The 17,996-nt window shown below is 63.8% G+C and carries 15 protein-coding genes and 1 pseudogene; 12 read left to right on the top strand and 4 right to left on the bottom strand.

Going from position 1 to position 17,996, the window contains the following annotated elements:
• Window positions 1–230 precede the first annotated feature (230 nt).
• Window positions 231–2,570 carry a sensor domain-containing protein gene (locus ASG64_RS19315; RefSeq protein WP_162245399.1) on the top strand — a complete coding sequence of 780 codons (2,340 nt, stop codon included), beginning with the start codon at window positions 231–233 and terminating at the stop codon, window positions 2,568–2,570.
• Here the strand turns inward: ASG64_RS19315 and ASG64_RS19310 are convergent.
• Window positions 2,567–3,343 carry a GAF and ANTAR domain-containing protein gene (locus tag ASG64_RS19310; protein WP_056075660.1) on the bottom strand — a complete coding sequence of 259 codons (777 nt, stop codon included), beginning with the start codon at window positions 3,341–3,343 and terminating at the stop codon, window positions 2,567–2,569. The two genes, ASG64_RS19315 and ASG64_RS19310, sit on opposite strands and share 4 nt — an antisense overlap.
• Before the next feature lie 225 nt (window positions 3,344–3,568).
• On the opposite strand from ASG64_RS19310, the gene treS reads away from it, so the two are divergent.
• From treS to ASG64_RS19265, 10 genes and pseudogenes are all read left to right on the top strand, one after another.
• On the top strand, window positions 3,569–5,752 hold the full coding sequence (gene treS / locus ASG64_RS19305) for a maltose alpha-D-glucosyltransferase (RefSeq protein ID WP_056076291.1): 2,184 nt from the start codon (window positions 3,569–3,571) through the stop codon (window positions 5,750–5,752).
• 37 nt (window positions 5,753–5,789) lie between these two features.
• Window positions 5,790–6,734 (top strand): methionyl-tRNA formyltransferase, encoded by a 945-nt coding sequence (locus ASG64_RS19300; RefSeq protein WP_056075656.1) that lies wholly within the window; start codon window positions 5,790–5,792, stop codon window positions 6,732–6,734.
• A 98-nt stretch (window positions 6,735–6,832) separates the two neighbouring features.
• On the top strand, window positions 6,833–7,930 hold the full coding sequence (locus ASG64_RS19295) for a GGDEF domain-containing protein (RefSeq protein ID WP_056075653.1): 1,098 nt from the start codon (window positions 6,833–6,835) through the stop codon (window positions 7,928–7,930).
• Window positions 7,931–7,972: 42 nt separating this feature from the next.
• On the top strand, window positions 7,973–9,004 hold the full coding sequence (locus ASG64_RS19290; protein WP_056075650.1) for an NAD-dependent epimerase/dehydratase family protein: 1,032 nt from the start codon (window positions 7,973–7,975) through the stop codon (window positions 9,002–9,004).
• 27 nt (window positions 9,005–9,031) lie between these two features.
• Window positions 9,032–9,226: pseudogene (locus ASG64_RS22265) on the top strand (nucleotidyltransferase family protein); the annotation flags it as partial.
• 82 nt (window positions 9,227–9,308) lie between these two features.
• The gene (locus ASG64_RS22120) at window positions 9,309–9,659 is read left to right on the top strand and encodes a nucleotidyltransferase family protein (protein ID WP_082518512.1); all 351 of its coding nucleotides are present in this window, start codon (window positions 9,309–9,311) and stop codon (window positions 9,657–9,659) included.
• A gap of 74 nt (window positions 9,660–9,733) precedes the next feature.
• Complete coding sequence (locus ASG64_RS22115) at window positions 9,734–10,033, top strand: GNAT family N-acetyltransferase (RefSeq protein ID WP_235579651.1); 300 nt, start codon at window positions 9,734–9,736, stop codon at window positions 10,031–10,033.
• 102 nt (window positions 10,034–10,135) lie between these two features.
• On the top strand, window positions 10,136–11,200 hold the full coding sequence (locus tag ASG64_RS19275) for a YihY/virulence factor BrkB family protein (RefSeq protein ID WP_156388424.1): 1,065 nt from the start codon (window positions 10,136–10,138) through the stop codon (window positions 11,198–11,200).
• A 327-nt stretch (window positions 11,201–11,527) separates the two neighbouring features.
• Entirely contained in the window at window positions 11,528–12,460 is a 933-nt protein-coding gene (locus tag ASG64_RS19270) for an SDR family NAD(P)-dependent oxidoreductase (RefSeq protein WP_056075640.1), read from the top strand.
• Between the two features lie 4 nt (window positions 12,461–12,464).
• Window positions 12,465–13,001, top strand: a complete 537-nt coding sequence (locus tag ASG64_RS19265) for a hypothetical protein (RefSeq protein WP_056075637.1) — start codon at window positions 12,465–12,467, stop codon at window positions 12,999–13,001.
• A 288-nt stretch (window positions 13,002–13,289) separates the two neighbouring features.
• Here the strand turns inward: ASG64_RS19265 and ASG64_RS19260 are convergent, their stop codons facing one another.
• The 3 genes from ASG64_RS19260 to ASG64_RS21700 form a co-directional block, all read right to left on the bottom strand.
• Window positions 13,290–13,787, bottom strand: coding sequence for a hypothetical protein (locus ASG64_RS19260; protein WP_156388423.1), 498 nt, complete (start codon window positions 13,785–13,787; stop codon window positions 13,290–13,292).
• Window positions 13,788–15,452: 1,665 nt separating this feature from the next.
• Window positions 15,453–16,001, bottom strand: coding sequence for a Pycsar system effector family protein (locus ASG64_RS19255; protein WP_156388422.1), 549 nt, complete (start codon window positions 15,999–16,001; stop codon window positions 15,453–15,455).
• A gap of 8 nt (window positions 16,002–16,009) precedes the next feature.
• On the bottom strand, window positions 16,010–16,960 hold the full coding sequence (locus ASG64_RS21700) for a hypothetical protein (protein ID WP_156388421.1): 951 nt from the start codon (window positions 16,958–16,960) through the stop codon (window positions 16,010–16,012).
• A gap of 265 nt (window positions 16,961–17,225) precedes the next feature.
• Here ASG64_RS21700 and ASG64_RS19250 point away from each other — a divergent pair, with 265 nt between their 5' ends.
• Window positions 17,226–17,966: a DUF5677 domain-containing protein gene (locus ASG64_RS19250; protein ID WP_056075629.1), complete on the top strand. Its 741-nt coding sequence runs from the start codon at window positions 17,226–17,228 to the stop codon at window positions 17,964–17,966.
• The last annotated feature ends 30 nt before the right edge of the window (window positions 17,967–17,996 follow it).

Below are 17,996 nucleotides of genomic sequence, written 5' to 3'. Positions count from 1 at the left end.
CTCGTGAACAACCTGTCCGGGTTCTACAGTGCGACGCGTCTCACCGGTCCATCGGACTGTTCGTCTGCTATCTTCTGAACTATAGGTTTGTTTTGGAACGATCGACAGGGCTATCCGTCTGTTCGTCGCCGATGTTCACCATCGGTGACGGGGAGGCGGCTGCTCTCGGGACAGCAGTCTCGACCGACACGACGAAGGGTAGGACCGACGGCGGAGCCGAAGGAACGACGATGACACCCGCAGAGGACGCATCGATCCCGCCGCTCACCGCGCTGGGATCGGCAGACGGCTACTCCTGGTCGACGCTGGCAGCGATCTTCGACAGATCGCCCGACGTCGTCCTTGTCGCCGACCGGGACGGAACCGTCGTTCACGCCAACCCCCACGCCGTCACGACGCTGGGTATCGGCGCCGGACTGCCGGGAGCATCCGGCGGCCCCACGCTGGAATCTGTCCTCGTCCCTGTCGATACTGCGCCGTCTCTGTCGACACGCCACATCTTGACAACAGTGCGCAACCACGGAACGTGGACGGGCAGAACAGAATTGCGAACTTCCTTGGGAGAGAGGGTGGCCGTGTCGACCTCAGCCTTTGCCGTCCGCGGTCACGACGAGGACTCCTCGCTCGTGGTCACCATCCACCGCGATGTGGCGAGCCCGACCGTCGACGATCATCACCTGCAGAAGGCTCTGGACGCGTCCACCTTCAGAGCTGCGGAGCAGCGCGTCGTCGCGGAGCTGTCCCGCCTCGCCTTGCGTGGGCGGTTGGACGAGCTGCTGTCGTCCGCGACCGACTCGCTGGCGACTCTGTTCGGCGCTCGCTGCGTGATCATCACCCGCGCTCACGACGCGCCCGCGACCCTCGAGACGGTGGCGACTACCGGAGATACTGCGGACGCGGATCTGTTCTCGCCGGGCCCGGCGTCCGTCATGGCTTTCGCGATCCGTTCCGCTGCCCGTGTCGTGTGGACCGGCCAACCGGACGACGAGCGTTTCGACGTCTCCCCCCTGCTCGCGGCCGGGATCGGTAATGCGGTCGCCGTGCCCATCGACGGCACCGGCCACCCGTGGGGTGTGCTGACGGTCCTCGGGGTCGATTCCCGCTACCTCGGTGCGTCGGACGGCACGTCGATCGACGGTGTCGTCGAGACCGTTCCTCTCCACATCGCACCCCGGGACATCTCGCAGATGGACAACCCGATGCTCGACACCTCCGCCCTGGACACGGTGTCCGACGTGGTGTCCGCAGCCGTCCAGCGTGTCGGTGTCGAGAGTGAACTGCGCTATCGCAGCCTTCGCGACCCGCTGACGGGGCTTCCCAACCGTGCGCTGGCCTACGACCGCATCGATTCCGCGATCGATCGCGGACTCAGCAAGTCGACGACGACGGCCGTCATGCTGATCGATCTCGACGACTTCAAGTCCATCAACGACGGTCTGGGTCACGAGGCCGGTGATTCGACGCTCATCGCGATCGGTAATCGACTGACCCGCGCATCGCGTCCCGGGGACACTGTCGCCCGGCTCGGGGGCGACGAGTTCGTGGCCGTCTGCGAGAACATCGCCGACGCCGAGGAGTCGTTGATCGTGGCTCAGCTCTACGCGGATGCGGTACGCGCGCCCATCGTCGTCGACAACAACGAGCTGCGTATCACCGCCAGCATCGGCGTCGCACTCGCCGACGGAGATGTCCTGGGCAACGAGCTCATCCGCCGCGCGGATGTCGCGATGTATCGGGCCAAGGACACCGGCCGCGGGAATTCCGCGCTCTTCGACACGGACGATCGCGAGCACCGTCGGCATCAGCTGGCTCTGTCGGCCGATCTGCGGACCGCGCTGGACAGCCAGATCCTCACCCTTGCGTACCAGCCGATCTTCGACATCGCCTCCGGTCGCATCACGGCGGTCGAAGCCCTGGCGCGGTGGCAACATCCCACACTCGGCTCGGTCAGTCCCGAGACGTTCGTCCGGATCGCCGAGCGCACCGGTCAGATCAACAGCCTCGGTCTGTGGGCTCTGCACACCGCCTGCGTCCAGGCTGCCGAGTGGCAGGCCATCTCCGACGTCGGCGTGCGGGTGAACGTCAGTGCGCTGCAGTTGCGTCAGCCCGGATTCGTGGACAGTGTGGCGCGGATCCTTTCCAGCTCCGGTCTGCCCGTCGGACGGCTGGGCCTCGAGATCACCGAGACGGTGTGGTTGGCCGACACTGCGCAGGTGCGTGACGCGCTGACCGAGTTGCACGCCATGGGCGTGTCGATCCTCCTCGACGATCTGGGGAGCGGCCACAGCTCCGTCACCTACCTGAGCCGGTACCCGGTCATCGAGGCGTTCAAGATCGACCAGACCTACATCCAGGCGATGCCGGGGAAGCAATCCGAAGCCATCGTCACCGCCATCGTGTCGCTGGCCCACGCGTTCGACGTCGCGGTCGTGGGCGAAGGTGTGGAGACCCAGGTCCAGCTCGACCGACTCCGTGACAGCGGATGCGACCTGGCCCAGGGGTTCTGGCTGGCGCACCCCGCCAGCGCGTCGGAGATGACGACGATGCTGTTGGAGCGTCGAGCAGGCTAGCGACCCTGTTCGGCCGCGCCGCTGTCCGTCGAGGGAGTGGCGTCGTTGCGTTTCGTCGCGCTCTCGACGAACTCACGGGCCACGTCGCGGACACGCATGTTGCGGCGCTGGGCGTCGTCGGACAGCACGGCGAAGGCAGAGTCCGCGTCTATCCCGCGCATGGCCATCAGGATTCCCTTGGCCTGCTCGATCGGTGCACGCTGAGCCATGGCGCTGCGCAGGTCACGGACGGTCGACTCGGCGTCGCTGTACCGGGCATGCTCGCCTACCGCGCGTCCCACCGCGGTGGTCAGCGTGTCCAGGATGTCCGCGTCCATGCCGTCGAAGGCGTCGCTGGCCGACCCGTAGAGGTTGAAGGAGCCGATGATCCCGTCCAGCGTCCTGATGGGTGACGCGAGGAAGGAGCGCACACCCTCCGTCCGAGCTGCCTCGGCGAACGCCGGCCACCGCTGCTCGCTGCTGTTCAGGTCGACCACTATGGTCTGCCCCGTCCGGGACGCTTCGAGGCACGGACCTTCCCCGGTCTCGTACTGCGCCTCGTCGACGGCCAGGGTCGTACTGTCGGTGTAGCAGGCCGTGTAGGTGGCTCCTGCGTAATCGATTGTCACGCCGCAACTGTCGGCCCCACCGATGACGTCGTGTGCGACGTCCACCGACCGTTGCAGCAGCTCACCGAGCTGGTCCGAATCTTCCAACCGGCGTCCGAGCGAGCCCACGATCTCTCCCAGACGCGCAGGCGTCAGACCACCCTCGGCCCGACCGTCGCTGTCCATACCTCCATTCGATCACACAGTGGCTCCGCTGCACGCCCGTGTCCGGCGAAACCGCCCCCGTCGTGCGTAGGCTGACGAGCGCGGTCGGCGATTCGTGGAGACGTTTCGATCCGTCGACCCTCGGGTAGTTCCCCGGACGGCGTGCAGGCATCGCTCGACACTCGTGCGCGCGACGGGAGCGTCCCGATCAGACATGTCCGCGCGTCCTGTCACAACGGAGGAACTGTGGATCCGGAAGTCCAGCACGAACCCAGCGAGATCACCTACGACGAGAGCTTCTACCCGGCCCGACCCAGGCCGCTGAAGCCGTCGGTTCGTCGCGCCTATCGATCCGCGACCGAACTGCCGCACGGTGATGCCGACGCCTCCAACCCGGAGTACGTCTCGTGGCTCGTCGAGCGCTCGATGCTCCAGGACGCGAAACTCATCGCCGAACAGCTGTCCGGTAAAGGCAGCATGTGGCAGAACCCGTATGCCGACCCGAACCCGCGCGCCGCCGTCGAGCGTGCGCCCGTCTGGTTCACGGCGTACCCGATCTCGTTGATCGCCGCGCCCGGCCAGAGCTTCCTCGGAACGCTCGGGGACGAGGACCTGTGGCAGGTGTTCTCCGACATCGGTATCACCGCAGTGCACACGGGCCCCGTGAAGGAAGCCGGCGGCCTGCACGGCTGGCATGCCACTCCGTCCGTGGACGGCCACTTCGACCGCGTCAGCATGCAGATCGATCCGGCGTTCGGCTCCGAGGAGGAGTTCCGTCGGCTGTGCGTCGTCGCCTCGGCGTACGAAGGCATCGTGATCGACGACATCGTTCCGGGTCACACCGGCAAGGGCGCCGACTTCCGGCTCGCCGAGATGAACGTCTCCGACTACCCCGGCATCTACCACATGGTGGAGATCGAGCAGCAGGACTGGCATCTGCTCCCCCGCGTCCGCGCAGGGCAGGACTCGGTCAACATCGACGCCGAAGCAGAGGCCAATCTCGCGCGCGCCGGCTACATCGTCGGGCAGCTGCAGCGAGTCATCTTCTACGAGATGGGCGTCAAGGAGACCAACTGGAGTGCGACGCCCGTCATCCGCGGTGTCGACGGCGTCGAACGTCGCTGGGTCTACCTGCACTACTTCAAGGCAGGGCAGCCGTCCATCAACTGGCTGGACCCCTCGTTCGCCGGCATGCGCCTCGTCATCGGCGATGCGTGCCACTCCATCGCCGACCTGGGCGCGGGCGCACTTCGCTTGGACGCCAACGGTTTCCTGGGTGTGGAACGCCGCACCGAAGGTCCGGGGTGGTCCGAGGGGCATCCCCTGTCGGAGGCAGCGAACCACCTGATCTCGAGCATCGTGCGCAAGATGGGTGGGTTCACCTTCCAGGAGCTGAACCTGACCATCGACGACATCAAGGCGATGGGAAGCAGCGGCGCGGACCTGTCGTACGACTTCATCAACCGGCCCGCGTACCACCATGCGCTCGTCATGGGGAACACGGAGTTCCTCCGACTGACGATGAACCTCGCGCGGGATCACGGCGTCGACACTGCGTCGTTGGTGCACGCTCTGCAGAACCACGACGAGATGACGTTCGAGCTCGTGCACTTCGCCACCCTGCACCGCGAGGACGAGTTCTCCTACGGCGGCGACGTGATCAAGGGTAGCGATCTGGGCGATCAGATCCGGGCGGAGCTGTGCGAGCGGCTGACCGGACGCTGGGCTCCGTACAACCGTACGTTCACCAACAACGGAATCGCCTGCACCACAGCGTCGGTCATCACGGCGTCGCTCGGTATCCGCGATCTCGACCGGATGGACGAGACCGACATCGAGACCGTCAAGCGGGCTCACCTGATGCTCGCGATGTACAACGCGCTGCAGCCGGGCGTCTTCGCACTGTCCGGATGGGACCTCACCGGAATTCTCCCCGTCCCGGCAGAAGAAGTCGCCGACCTGATTCGTGAGGGCGACACGCGCTGGATCAACCGTGGCGCACACGACCTGATGAACAGCTCACCCGATGCCACGCGATCGGACTCCGGAATTCCACGGGGCAGAAGCCTGTACGGATCGCTGCCCGAACAGATGAAGGACTCGTCGTCGTTCGCACGGCAACTCGCCCGGATTCTGGACGTGCGCAAGCGGTACGGCATCGCGACGGCAACCCAGCTCGATGTTCCGTCGGTGTCCCACAAGGGGCTTCTGGTGCTGGTGCATCAGCTGGGCAACGGCACCATCTCGGCGACGGTGCTCAACTTCACCGGCGACGAGATCCACGCGACGGTGCAGTCCAAGCACCTGACGGGTGGTGCCACGGTGGTCGACCTGTTCACCGATCAGGACATCGCCGTCGTGGACGAGTTGGGAAGCTTCCCGATGATTCTGCAGCCCTACCAGGGTGTTCCGGTGGTCCTCAGGGGCTGACACCACGGACGCCGCGAGCAAGGTTAGGCTAACCAGCATGCGCGTGGCTATGTTCGGTTATCAGACCTGGGGACACAAGACTCTGCAGAGCATCGTCGAGTCGGAGCACAAGGTCGTTCTCGTCGTGACCCACCCGCCCAGCGAGCATTCCTACGAGTCGATCTGGTCCGACTCGGTGGAAGAGCTGGCGCGGAAGCACGACATCCCGGTTCACCTTGCGCTCCGACCCGATGATGCGATGAGGGCAGCCGTCGCCGAGGCGCAGCCGGACATCATCGTGGCCAACAACTGGCGCACCAAGCTCCCGCGCGACATCTACGACCTGCCGCCGCACGGAACGCTCAACCTGCACGACTCGATGTTGCCGCGCTTCACCGGCTTCTCCCCCGTCATCTGGTCCCTGATCAGCGGCGCGTCGGAAACCGGTCTCACGGCGCACCGCATGGACGACGAATTGGACACCGGCGATGTCGTCGTCCAGAGGGCCGTCCCCATCGGACCGCGCGACACCGCGACGCAGTTGGTGCAGGCCACGATCGACCTCATCCCCGAGGTGCTCACCGAGGCCCTGGACGCCATCGCCGACGGCACCGCGTCATGGACCCCGCAGGATCTGGCCCAGCGCACGTTCTTCCACAAGCGCGCCGACATCGACAGTCGCATCGACTGGAGGTGGCCCGCGGACGACATCGACCGTCTGGTGCGTGCGCAGTCGGACCCGTACCCGTCGGCGTGGACGCACCACCGGGGCCGACGTATCAGCATCGTGAAGGCTCATGTCTCCGAGGGCATCTATGGCGGAACACCGGGCCGGATCTTCATCCACGAGGGCGACGGCATGGCGATCGTCGCCGGGCCGAACGCTCATCTCGGACGCAATCACGCCCTGGTCGTGGACGTCGTCAGGACCGACGACGGCCGCGATGTTCCGGCCGTGGAATTCTTCCCGCACGGCGGCGGATACCTCACCGACGCCCCCTGACGCCGGCCGTCCTGTCGATGTGCTCCGCGCGGTGATCGCGTCGCGTAGGTTCCTCGTACAGCAGGCTTCGGGGGCTGGTCACGAGGACGGTCGAGAGTGTGAGAAGCATCGGAGTTCGATCGTGGTCGGACCGTGCGCACCACTCCCGCGAGGTATGGCGGTCGACAGCACACGACGGTGACCCTGTCCGGTCGGACCTCGTCATCGTCCAGGGGCTTGCCACGATCTCGGCCCTGTGCACGGTGCTCTTCGGAACGGTATTCGTGTGGATGGTGTCGGCCGGTGACTACGACTTCACATGGTGGTCCAAGACATACACCTTCGGAGTAGCTGCAGTATCGGCGGCGACGTGGTGTGCGCTCCACACGGCGAGGGCGGGCCTGTTCTACCGCCACACCGACACCGTGACACTGGTGTCCGCGATCATGATCGTCGCCAGCCCGGTTCTCGGATACGCGAGCGCCGGGTCGGCGTATCCCGCGTTCGGACTCGTCCTGGCCATCGTGGCCTTCGCCGGCGTTCTACAGCGTCGGACGCACATCGTCGTGTTCACCACCGCAGCCGTCTCGGCGTGGATCGCTCTGGCCGTCGCACACGGCACGGACGTGAGCGTGGAGACGTTCGCGGTGTCTATCGTCCGCACCGTTCTCGTCGTGGCCGTCATCCACTTCTTTCGGATGAAGACCATCGACCTACTGTCCGAGAAGTACCGCCTGGTCGAGCAGGCGCGAGCCGCCGCCGATTCCTTGTCGCACGTGGACGAGCTGACCGGACTGCTGAACCGTCGGGGTCTGACCCGCCGTGCGGCGGTCGACCTGGACTCGTGTCGGGAGCATGCACTTCCGGTCAGCGTCCTCTACCTCGATGTCGACGGACTCAAGGAGATGAACGACCTGTCCGGTCACGACGCGGGTGACGCTGCACTGGTTCGACTTGCCGACGCGCTCACCGAGTCGTTCCGAGGCCAGGACATCATCGCTCGGGTGGGAGGCGACGAGTTCGTCGTCGTTCTCCCCGGCGCCGACCGGGCGGACGCAGTCGATCTGGGGACCGTCGCGCAGGCAGAGTCGTCGACAGCGGCGGTGTCCGTCAGCATCGGCGTCGCGGTGTGGACTCCCGGCCCCGATCCCCCTGACCTGGGCCTTCTCATCCGTAGGGCCGACAATGCGATGTACCGGGAGAAGGCTCGACGCTGACACGTCCCGTTTGGCTGTGCGGGCGACGGGTACCGCTCAGGCATGGGTGAACAGCGTGGCCTCACAGTGGCCGTGACCGGAGCGACAGGAAATCTCGGCACCTCGGTGGTGGATGCGCTGGCCGCCGATGATCGAGTGGCCGCGATCCGCGCCATCGCTCGCCGAGCACCGCATACGACGAACGGCACACCTGCCTGGAACCCGCCGCGCACCACATTTCTCGAGGCCGACATCGCGCGCGACGATCTGACTCCGATCTTCGACGGTGTGGATGTCGTCGTCCACCTGGCGTGGCAGTTCCAGCCGTCCCGCAACCCGGTGCACACCTGGGATGTCAACGTCGTCGGTGCAATGAACGTCTTCGATGCCGCGGCCGCCGCGGGTGTCGGGGCTTTGGTGCACGCGTCGTCGGTGGGCGCCTACACCCCCGGCTCGAAAAAGACTCGTGTGAGCGAAGATTGGCCGACGCACGGCTGGCAGGGCGCGGCGTACACGCGTGAGAAGTCCTACCTCGAAAGGGTTCTCGATCGCGTCGAGACGCAGAATCCGGACATGCGGGTGGTTCGCATGCGCCCTGCCTTCGTCTTCGAGGCGTCGGCGTCAACAGAGCAACGCCGCCTGTTCGGTGGCCCGTTCGTGCCGGCCCGGCTGGTTCGACCGTCCCTGGTGCCGATTTTCCCGAACATCCGGAACCTGGTGTTCCAGGGTGTTCATTCGCACGACGTCGGACGGGCTTTCGCCGAAGCAGCGGTACGGGAGGTATCGGGGCCGTTCAACCTGGCGGCCGAACCCGTCATCACGCCGGAGACCTTCGCCGACGTCCTGAACGCCAAGCTGGTACCCGTCCCGACGTTCGCAGTCCGCGCGGCGCTCGATGCGCTGTTCACCGCGCGCGTCGTCCCGACGGACCCCGGCTTGTTCGATGCTGTTCTGCGCCTACCGATCATGGATTCCTCGCGAGCACACGACGAGCTGGGGTGGACTCCCCGATACACCGCGCGGGACGCTCTCGCCGAGTTCGTCCGCGGAGTTCACGAAGTTGCCGACGCCCCCACCCCGCCACTGTCCGCCTGACCGAGCCCGACCCCCTACGATTTCTCGGTGAACGAAAGCCTCTTTCTCGCGGCCGTGGACACCAACCCCGTCGTGACGGAGATTCTCGATCGCGCTCGACGTCTCGAGGTACCGGAGTGGTACCTCACCGCCGGCGGACTCTTCCAGACGGTGTGGAACCAGGTCGCCGGCAACGCCCCGCACACGGGCATCCGTGATTACGACTTCTTCTACTTCGACGATTCGGACCTGTCCTACGAGGCCGAGGACCGAGTGATTCGCCGCGCCGCCGCGCTGTTCGACGACCTGGGGGGTCGATGTCGAAGTGCGCAACCAGGCGCGTGTCCACCTCTGGTACGAAGAGCACTTCGGCTCGGCGATCCGGCCGTTCACGAGCAGCGAAGATGCCATCGACCATTTCGTCTCCACCACGTGCTGTTTCGGGATCAGGACGAATTCGGCAGGAACACGTCAGGTGTACGCCCCGCACGGTTTCGACGACGTCTTCGCCGGTGTGATCAGACCGAATCCGCGGGTGCCGATGCGCCACGTCTACGAGGCCAAAGCGGCTCGATGGGTGTCGGTGTGGCCACACCTCACAGTGCTCCCCTGGCCGCTGATACCGCCGTCAGCATCGATGCCGATTCCACCTGTGGAGGCGGGCCCGCGAGAATGACGATGACAGGCACCCCGTGGTGTCACCCTCAGCCCACGGAGTCACGGCTACACCTCGACGTCGTACCCTCGACCGTGATTCACGCTCTCGCCGCCGGCGCGGCCGGCTTCCACAGTGCCCCCGACGAGACGGGAATGGTCGAGATCGGGTATCGGGTCGACCCAGCCATGCGTCGACAGGGTTGGGCACTACGGTCCGTCGAGACTCTTCTCGCCGTTGCCCGGCGGCATGAGGATGTACATACGGTTCGCGCCACCATCAGCCCGACCAACGCGCCATCGCTGGGCCTGATCGGTCGCTTCGCATTCGGTGCGGTGGGCGAGCAGTGGGACGACGAGGACGGGCTGGAAATCATCTACGAGATGGAAGTCTGACGAGCTGTACATCTCCGTCACCAGGATGTTCTGTTCGACGTCAGCCCAGCACACTCCCCGCGCAGCGGTTTGTGGAATGGCATGACGGGTAGCCGAGAGGCCATGACCCAACAGCCACGCACGGGTGATGATCCGGCTCACGCGGATCCCGACGACCCCCGCAAGCCCGAGTCCCCCACCGACCTGACGAAGCCGTCGTTCTTCTACGTCCTCCGGAAGACGGCACGGGAGTTCTCGAAGGACCAGTGCACCGATCTGGCTGCCGCCCTCACGTACTACGCGGTGTTGTCATTGTTCCCCGCACTCCTCGCCATCGTGTCTCTTCTCGGCGTGTTCGGGCAGGGTGAGAAGACCGTGAACTCGGTGCTCGACATCGTCTCCGACCTCGGGCCGTCGTCCGCAGTGGACACCCTGCGCGGACCGGTCGAACAATTGGTGCAGGCTCCGACCGCCGGTCTCGCACTCGTCATCGGTCTCGCCGGCGCACTGTGGTCGGCGTCCGGATACGTCGGCGCGTTCGGCCGAGCGATGAACCGGATGTACGAGGTGGAGGAAGGTCGGCCGATCTGGAAGTTGCGGCCCATCATGCTGCTCGTGACGCTGATCGGGCTGATCTGCCTGGCGACCGCAGGTCTCATGCTGGCGGTGAGCGGCCCCATCGCGAAGGCGGTAGGCGACGCGATAGGCCTCGGCGACACTGCATTGACGGTGTGGAACATCGCGCGGTGGCCGGTCGTCCTCGTGCTGATAATCCTTGCCGTGGCGATCCTCTATTACGCCACACCCAACATCAAGCAACCGAAGTTCCGCTGGGTGAGCACCGGTGCCGGGATGGCGATCGTCGTGTGGATCCTCGCCTCGGTTCTGTTCGGCTTCTACGTCGCCAACTTCAGCAGCTACAACAAGACGTACGGCTCACTTGCCGGCGTGATCATCTTCCTGCTGTGGCTCTGGATCACGAACTTGGCTCTGCTCTTCGGTGCTGAGCTCGATTCCGAGCTCGAGCGCGGCCGGCAACTCCAAGCCGGCATCGAGGCCGAGGACCATCTGCAACTGCCCCCTCGGGACACCCGTGTGTCGGACAAGAACGAGGAGACCGATCGCGAGCACATCGAGCGCGGCCGCGCGCTGCGCATGTCTCACGGCGAGGACTCGTCACCCCGCTGACGTGGTCCTGCGCTGAGCCGGTGTGCACACAGCCGGCGTGAAGCGCACACCCTTCGCAGCATGCAGCGAGGGGTGTGCGCTCACGTCGACGGGTGTACGCACCCGCAGGATTCGGCCGGGAACGCCTTGCAGCGCGAGAAGAATTCCCCTCGTCGCATCTCGGCACGTGACCGGCTCCGAATACCGGGTACATCTGTTCGGACGCCGTTGCTTCTTCGGCCGGCGTCGACGGCGTCAAGAACCGGCGTCACCTTGTCAGGTCTACGACCTACGACTCCACTGACGCGGCCCCTGTGTGGGATTCGCGTCGACCTCAGAGGTGTTTCTATGACCCAGTCGAACACGTCCCCCGACCAACGTTCCGCCGGAACCATCCTCATCACCGGCGCATCCAGCGGCATCGGCCGCGCCACCGCTCACCTCTATGCCGAACGCGGCTGGTCCATCGTCCTGTGTGCTCGTGGCCGCGACGCGCTGGCTACAGTCGCCGACGAGTGCGTCCAGCGAGGTGCAGCGGCTGTGTCCGTGAAGCCTGTCGACGTCGTACGCGGCGACGACGTGACCAAGGTGGTCACCGAAGTCGTCGAGCAGTTCGGTCGCCTGGACGTCTGCGTCCATTCCGCCGCCGTCATGTCCTACGGCACCTTCCTCGATACCCCGGCCGAGGTCTTCGACCATGCCGTCGACGTCGACCTCATCGGTTCCGCGAACGTCGCCCGGTCGACACTGACGGTGTTCCGCGACCAAGAGCACGGGCACCTCGTCGTCATCGGATCCTTGCTCGGGCGCATCGCCGTCCCGTGGATGGGCACGTACGTCACGTCGAAGTGGGGTCTGCGAGGGTTGACTCGCGTTCTGCAGCAGGAAGTTCGGCAGTACCCGGGCGTCCACGTCAGTTCCGTCGCACCCGGCGCCGTCGACACACCCATCTACGCGCAGGCGGCCACGGTGGTCGGGCGAGCAGGTTCACCTCCGCCACCCGTCGCGCAGCCCGAGGTCATCGCCCGCGCCGTGGCCGCGGTGGTGAAGCGACCGCAGCGCGAACGTGACGCCGACGCGGTCTTCGGCCTGGTGAACAAGTTCGCCTCCGCCGGGTACTCACTCGTTCCCGCGTTGTTCGACCGCCTCGTCGGGCCGCTGATGTGGCGTTTCGGCATCGCGCGCGAGCCCAAAGACGATTCGGAGGGCAATGTATTTCACTCCACAACAGTCCCCCAGCGCACAAAAGTGACCGAACGGTCCGTGAACACGTCACACTGAGGCCATGACGACTCGCCGCCGCCTGCCCCCACAGAAACTCGGGTCGGTGATCGGCGGCGTATTCGGCACCGTCTTCGTCGTCGTCAATTCGGCGTCGTCGCCGGGCGCTCTCCGTGCGGTGCTCCTGATCGCGACGGCACTCACGGTGATCGCGATCGTCGCCGCACTCGTCCGGTTGCCCGCCGATCCGACGCCCCCGACGCTGAAGCCGTTCGGCCGTGGCTACTGGATCGTGGTCGCTGCCGAAGTCGTGGCCCTGTTCGCCGGCATCAGGATCATCGCCGGCCCCCTGGACCATCCCGAGGCGGGCGTCGCCTGGGTCGCCGTCGTGGTCGGTGTGCACTTCCTCGCGCTGGGACGGCTGTGGCGAGTGCGCCTCTTCCTGTTGTTGGGTGGAGGGCTCACAGTGCTCGGCCTCATCGGCCTGGCGCTCGCCTTCGGTGGCGCCGAGGCGATGTGGGTCGACCTCGTTGCCGGTGTGGGGTCGGGTGCCCTGTTGCTCGCCGCGGCTCTGCGTGGGGCATTGCCCTCTAGGCGTTGACGCCGAGACAGAACGTGCCACATCGAAACCGCGTCGTACGGACAACCGGTCCGCGGGGCGCACGGCAGTCTGCAAGATTTTCAACCAGTCCTCAATGGGCGCAGCGCGCGGCGATTTGCGGGCTGTGCGAAGTGGACTTAGCGGCGGGCGCTGCGCAAGCAGTACGCCATCCGGTCTTGCCTGCCGCTATCCGACGGCGATGGCGCGCAAAGGGTCCACACAGCATCAGCTTTCGAACGGTGACTCCCGGTGGACAGCAGACCTACCTGAACTGCACACCGCGGGGTTTCAGGGGACCGTAAAGCGCACTGTGTTTCCAGCGGGGTCCAACAACGTGGTGTTCAACGGGGAGTCCGTTGTCAGGGTCATTCCGGCATTGCCGGATCCGATGTCGATCGCAATCTGCTTGGTCCACTCGACGCCCGGAGGCGGAACTGCACCTACTCGAGTGGAGTTCAGCTGAACCGCCCAGGAGCCGCCCGTCGGCTTGGCGCCGCTGTACGGATCGACCGGTGGCGCGTCAAAGTTGTTCATGTTGACGAATACGGTAAGCCCGCAGTTACTGGTGAAGAACGTCCGCCAGGTCAGGGTGACCACCGCGACGCCCGGCCGGTCGTGCGGAGTGAAGACGTCGCCGCCCACCTCGCCGGCGCACGGCAGAGACAATTCTCTGCCCAACGAAACGTTGTAAGGGAACGGCGTGAATTCTCGGTGGTGGGCGGACGCCACTCCCGGCACACCGAGGAGAACCGCCGAGAACGCGGCGCAGACGACGGTGGCTCGCATGGTCCAGGATCTGTTCACATACAAGACATTACGGGAGAACATCCGGGTTGGTACGTATCGGGCGCACATTGCCATCATGCGAGCCGTAAAGCCCTTCGTGCGAAGTAAGCGGACGTGTCGGCGCACCTGCCGGCCGGTTCGAAGGCTACGTCGAAGTTCCGTTCACGAAAGGCGAAACTATGGTCATTACGGACGCCGTCCTTCGTGTCACCCGAGGGTCCAAGGTGTGGACGGCGCTGCTCGAAGTGACGACGGGTACCGGCGAACTGCGCCGAGACCAACTTTAGAATTACCTGGACGTTGCCCGGCGCCACACGTACGACGTTGTCGTCGGCCTGTCTAACGACGTACCTCCCGGTGTGGGAGACCTTCCTGTCGAGGCCGACAGACGCAAGCTCACCAAGGTCGACCTCCGGGACTCACGGCGGTATCGAAGACGGTCTCGAAGCGTGCATTCCAGGGGGTTCGTTCTCTACCTCGCGCATCCACGGTCAGGTGCGGCGGTTTTCGTCGACATGGGACCACATTGGGTGAGTGTGCGGTACGGCATTGCCGCCTGCACGTTGCGTGCCGGCGACAAGAAGGTGTCGTTCGTCGCTGACAAGTGGCTGAGCCTCTCTAGATACCTCTCCCAGCGCCTCACCGCTTGAACTCGGCGTGCCGTTGCGCCACCTTCTGCAGCGGCGGCTGGTGGACGATCCGACTCAGAGGGCCGCGGTCTTTGTCGACGAACTCGCGGCGGAGGGGACACTCGACGCGTCGTTTCGGGAACTGCGGGCGGCCTGGAAGTCAGCGTCGACCTCAGGGCGAACCGAGTCAAGTGCCAGACGACCATCACCGCTCCTGACGAAGGCTCCACGACCAAGCGACTGTCCTGGATCGTAAAGCAGCTCGGATCGGCGCCCGAGGATCTACTCGTAGAGGCAATGATCTCGGAACACTGCCTAGGTGCCTGCGAAACTCTGGCGACTGTTCGCGCCACGCCAAAAGCGCTTACCGAGGGTCGCCAGGGGCACATCATGAAGTTCTCACTGACTCGCATCACCACGATGGGAAGCAAAAGATCCGGTACCGCGTCGGGGTTCGTCCCAGCGTCACCGCTGCTGTCGACGTCTTCTATACCGACGTTCTTCAGACGATCAGGGACTGGGTACCGACGGCGCCGGAGCCGGTCTATCCCCCGGACAACTGGACCGCTGAAACACATTGATGTCAGCAACCCAATGGCAAACGACTGAATGCAAGGGTTCTGATCGGTGGCAACGATTGAACGAACCTCGGACTGGCTCGATCTGGAACGCAGACTCTCGAGCCAGGTACACGCCAGCCGTGACCGGGGCTTTGCTTGCTCAAACCATCTTGCTTTGCGCCCACGGGAGTACGCCCGCGCGCATCATCTGGTAACGGCGGACTCGGCCAGTAGATCGCGAGCACGGCCTTCGCCTATGTTGAGGCCGGCGCGCGGTGTCGCATGCACTCGTCGGGCCTTAAAATCGCTGCTACCGCACCGTCGTTCAGCTACCGCGGACGCACCTAAATAGTCCAGGGTGACTTCATAGAGGATGGACGTCATGGACATTAGATCGGCTCACGTTGATATGAAATAGATTCATGATATGGCCATGACTAGCGGACAGGCGGCAACTGATAACTAGACCCCGCAGACTAGCCTTGAATAAGGACCACTAAGGCTGTTACCGCCAAAGCTCCAACGGCAGACGTCAACATCCAGATTGCACGCTTCGTCGCTGCCATCTTGTCGGACGCAATTTGTGCGTTTACATGCACCTGGCTGGCAATTTCTCGCACTAGCGCATCGGGATTGACCATCAACTCATTGAACTCACGGACGTACTGCTCGCGTTTCCAATGCGTAGAGATTACGCCAAAGTACAGATGACTCGGCACCTTCAGCGTCTCGGGATCGGCGACAGAATCCGCAGGGTTGATCCGTGGGTTTAGTGCAGAGGCGCAGAAAAAAACGGTCAGCAGCAGCAAAAGCGCGCACCCCAACGGGGCGATGTATGCGCAACCCGAACCGTGCTTTGACAGAGCGTTAACCAGATTGTAGAGCATCACCCCGACCGCACCTGATGTAGCCAGAGTGACGCCTACCTTGGTATCCGCATGACGGATCCAATCATTGACGAGGCTCAAAGCTTTCCACGCGTCGTCAGTCCCGGAACATGGCTCGTGAGCATCAGGTTCGGTCACTTAGATCACTACCTCCGCCTTCGGGATTTGCGTATAAATCGCATACCCCGTTGATGTGCAAGTTGATGCAGGTTCGCCCGCTTTGCATCGAACTGCGCCGAATGTTCGCTCGATGACTCGACCACCTCATCGGTCTCGTCGCGCGCCTTCTTTCCTTCGAGTATTGCCTGCATGAAGCTCGGTCCGCAGTGTTTGCACCAAGTCGCTTTCAAAAGTCGGCCAGCTGAATCGTCAACATCATGGCCGAGCTTTACGATCTCGACGTCCTCCCACAGAGTAGTGGGTGATGCCGCTTGGCCGTCACCATGCACACAGGAGACGGTTAAGTAATCATTGTCCTCTATCGCAAGCCAGACCGTTCCTGTAACAATCAGCTCATTTCGATCAGCCTGTTGAGCAGCCTTTGCTGCATAATTCACAGGCTTCCCAGCCCACACTGGCTCCTGCTGGTTTTCATTTTTCGGCGTTCCAATATTCTTGACAAGTACCCGCCCCGATGCAACGCCAACCTTAAATCCCGTCTTAGGCGCGTCCTCCCACTTGCTCTCAAGTTTGGGCTGAAGAGTTTCTTCACTGAACGTCTTGACCGTTATCCCAGCGCACACCGCCCGTTCGAAGGCCTTGTCGCCCCAGAACAATCCAAACACGCCATCGCCCTGAATCTGGATAAAGTCGGCGTCGAGCCCACTCATAATTTGGGCAACATTTCCTGTCGCTGCTCTGTATATAGCGGCGGTACTAGCGGCATGTTTTCCAATACCCAACTGCGTCGAGCTTTTCAGATCAGCGAAAACCGTCACTACATTTTTCAACCGGAACCAAGTCGTATCGTCCGCGTCGGGTAGTTGATCTGCGTCTAAGTCCTCCGGTTCGACATCTTCTACAGGCGGGTTTCGCGCTAGAACATTGACAGTCTCCGTTTTCGCCGCATCTAGAATCGATACAAGGTCACCCGACATCTGCTACCTGAACTTTCGACTTGAGGACTGGTCTTGGTCGTGCGGCGCGCCTCCGCGCGGGATGGATCCCACACTAGAGCTGTCACCTGTCAAAATAACATTGCCTTGCCTTGAAACGCCATCGTCGAACACGCGAAGATCGGCGCCCCTGCGGCGACGGGCCACGCTCCGATCGTCGTTCGGACGGTGCCACGGCGCCCCGGTGATCAGGTTTGGAGCTGTCGCGCCCGGCCGACGTGTCGGTCTCGCACTCTATGATCTGAGGATGAGCAACAGCCCCGATCTGACAGCGCTCGAAGTGTGGATCGAGGAGTGCATCGCTCATCTGCGAGATACCGACGAGTTCGAAGTCAACCGGGTCCACGAAGAAGAGTTCTTACTACTATACGGACTTGTCGCCCGCGTGATGGGGTATAGCGACGCATATCTCCGCTTGTCCAGCGCCGGACTCGTGGCAGAAGCCGTGGTACTGGCACGTGCAGCGATCGAGCACGCCGTAACTCTACAATGGGTCTTTACCGTCGACGGAGGTGTTAGCCGATTCCAATCAGCAATCGCCAACGACCGTATTAATCACTTCAAGAACTTGGCTGCGTGGCTTGACACCGACGAGCTTGCCCAACAAGTCGTAGCGCTTAAACCGCCGCCGCCAGGAAAGCAACTGCCGAAGTTTATGAACATGCTTCGTGATGTCGATCAAAATGAGTTTTTAGAAATGAGCTACCACATCCTGTCACAGCACGTCCACGTCACCCATGCTGCTGTGACTGCATTCCTCGAACGGGGCACGGAGGGCCTGCACATCAGGCATACGCAGCAGTACGGTTACCACTACCAGTCGACCTATATTGTCGCAGTCGCATGCATGCTCGCGCGCTGGGTTGTCGCCAAACTCACCAGCAATGCCGGATTACTTAAGAGGCTCGATGAGGTTTCGAATAGGCTAGTGATACCGATGACCCTTATCGATGGGCTGGAGCCGGAGAAGAAGCGCCCTGGCCTCTGACTGCTGATAACCGGAAAACAGCGTCAGCGG

This window comes from Rhodococcus sp. Leaf247, from assembly GCF_001426185.1.
Lineage (GTDB): Bacteria > Actinomycetota > Actinomycetes > Mycobacteriales > Mycobacteriaceae > Rhodococcoides.
Note: the sequence above shows the minus strand (reverse complement) of the source record. Positions and strands in the feature narration are given on the sequence as shown.

Bases quoted from the DNA above. Each gene is read 5' to 3' on its own strand.
- ASG64_RS19250 (WP_056075629.1), top strand. From the start codon at position 17,226: ATGAGCAACAGCCCCGATCTGACAGCGCTCGAAGTGTGGATCGAGGAG.
- ASG64_RS19300 (WP_056075656.1), top strand. From the start codon at position 5,790: ATGCGCGTGGCTATGTTCGGTTATCAGACCTGGGGACACAAGACTCTG.
- ASG64_RS19315 (WP_162245399.1), top strand. From the start codon at position 231: ATGACACCCGCAGAGGACGCATCGATCCCGCCGCTCACCGCGCTGGGA.
- ASG64_RS19270 (WP_056075640.1), top strand. From the start codon at position 11,528: ATGACCCAGTCGAACACGTCCCCCGACCAACGTTCCGCCGGAACCATC.
- ASG64_RS21700 (WP_156388421.1), bottom strand. From the start codon at position 16,960: ATGTCGGGTGACCTTGTATCGATTCTAGATGCGGCGAAAACGGAGACT.
- ASG64_RS19260 (WP_156388423.1), bottom strand. From the start codon at position 13,787: ATGCGAGCCACCGTCGTCTGCGCCGCGTTCTCGGCGGTTCTCCTCGGT.
- ASG64_RS19290 (WP_056075650.1), top strand. From the start codon at position 7,973: ATGGGTGAACAGCGTGGCCTCACAGTGGCCGTGACCGGAGCGACAGGA.
- ASG64_RS19265 (WP_056075637.1), top strand. From the start codon at position 12,465: ATGACGACTCGCCGCCGCCTGCCCCCACAGAAACTCGGGTCGGTGATC.
- ASG64_RS19275 (WP_156388424.1), top strand. From the start codon at position 10,136: ATGACCCAACAGCCACGCACGGGTGATGATCCGGCTCACGCGGATCCC.
- ASG64_RS19310 (WP_056075660.1), bottom strand. From the start codon at position 3,343: ATGGACAGCGACGGTCGGGCCGAGGGTGGTCTGACGCCTGCGCGTCTG.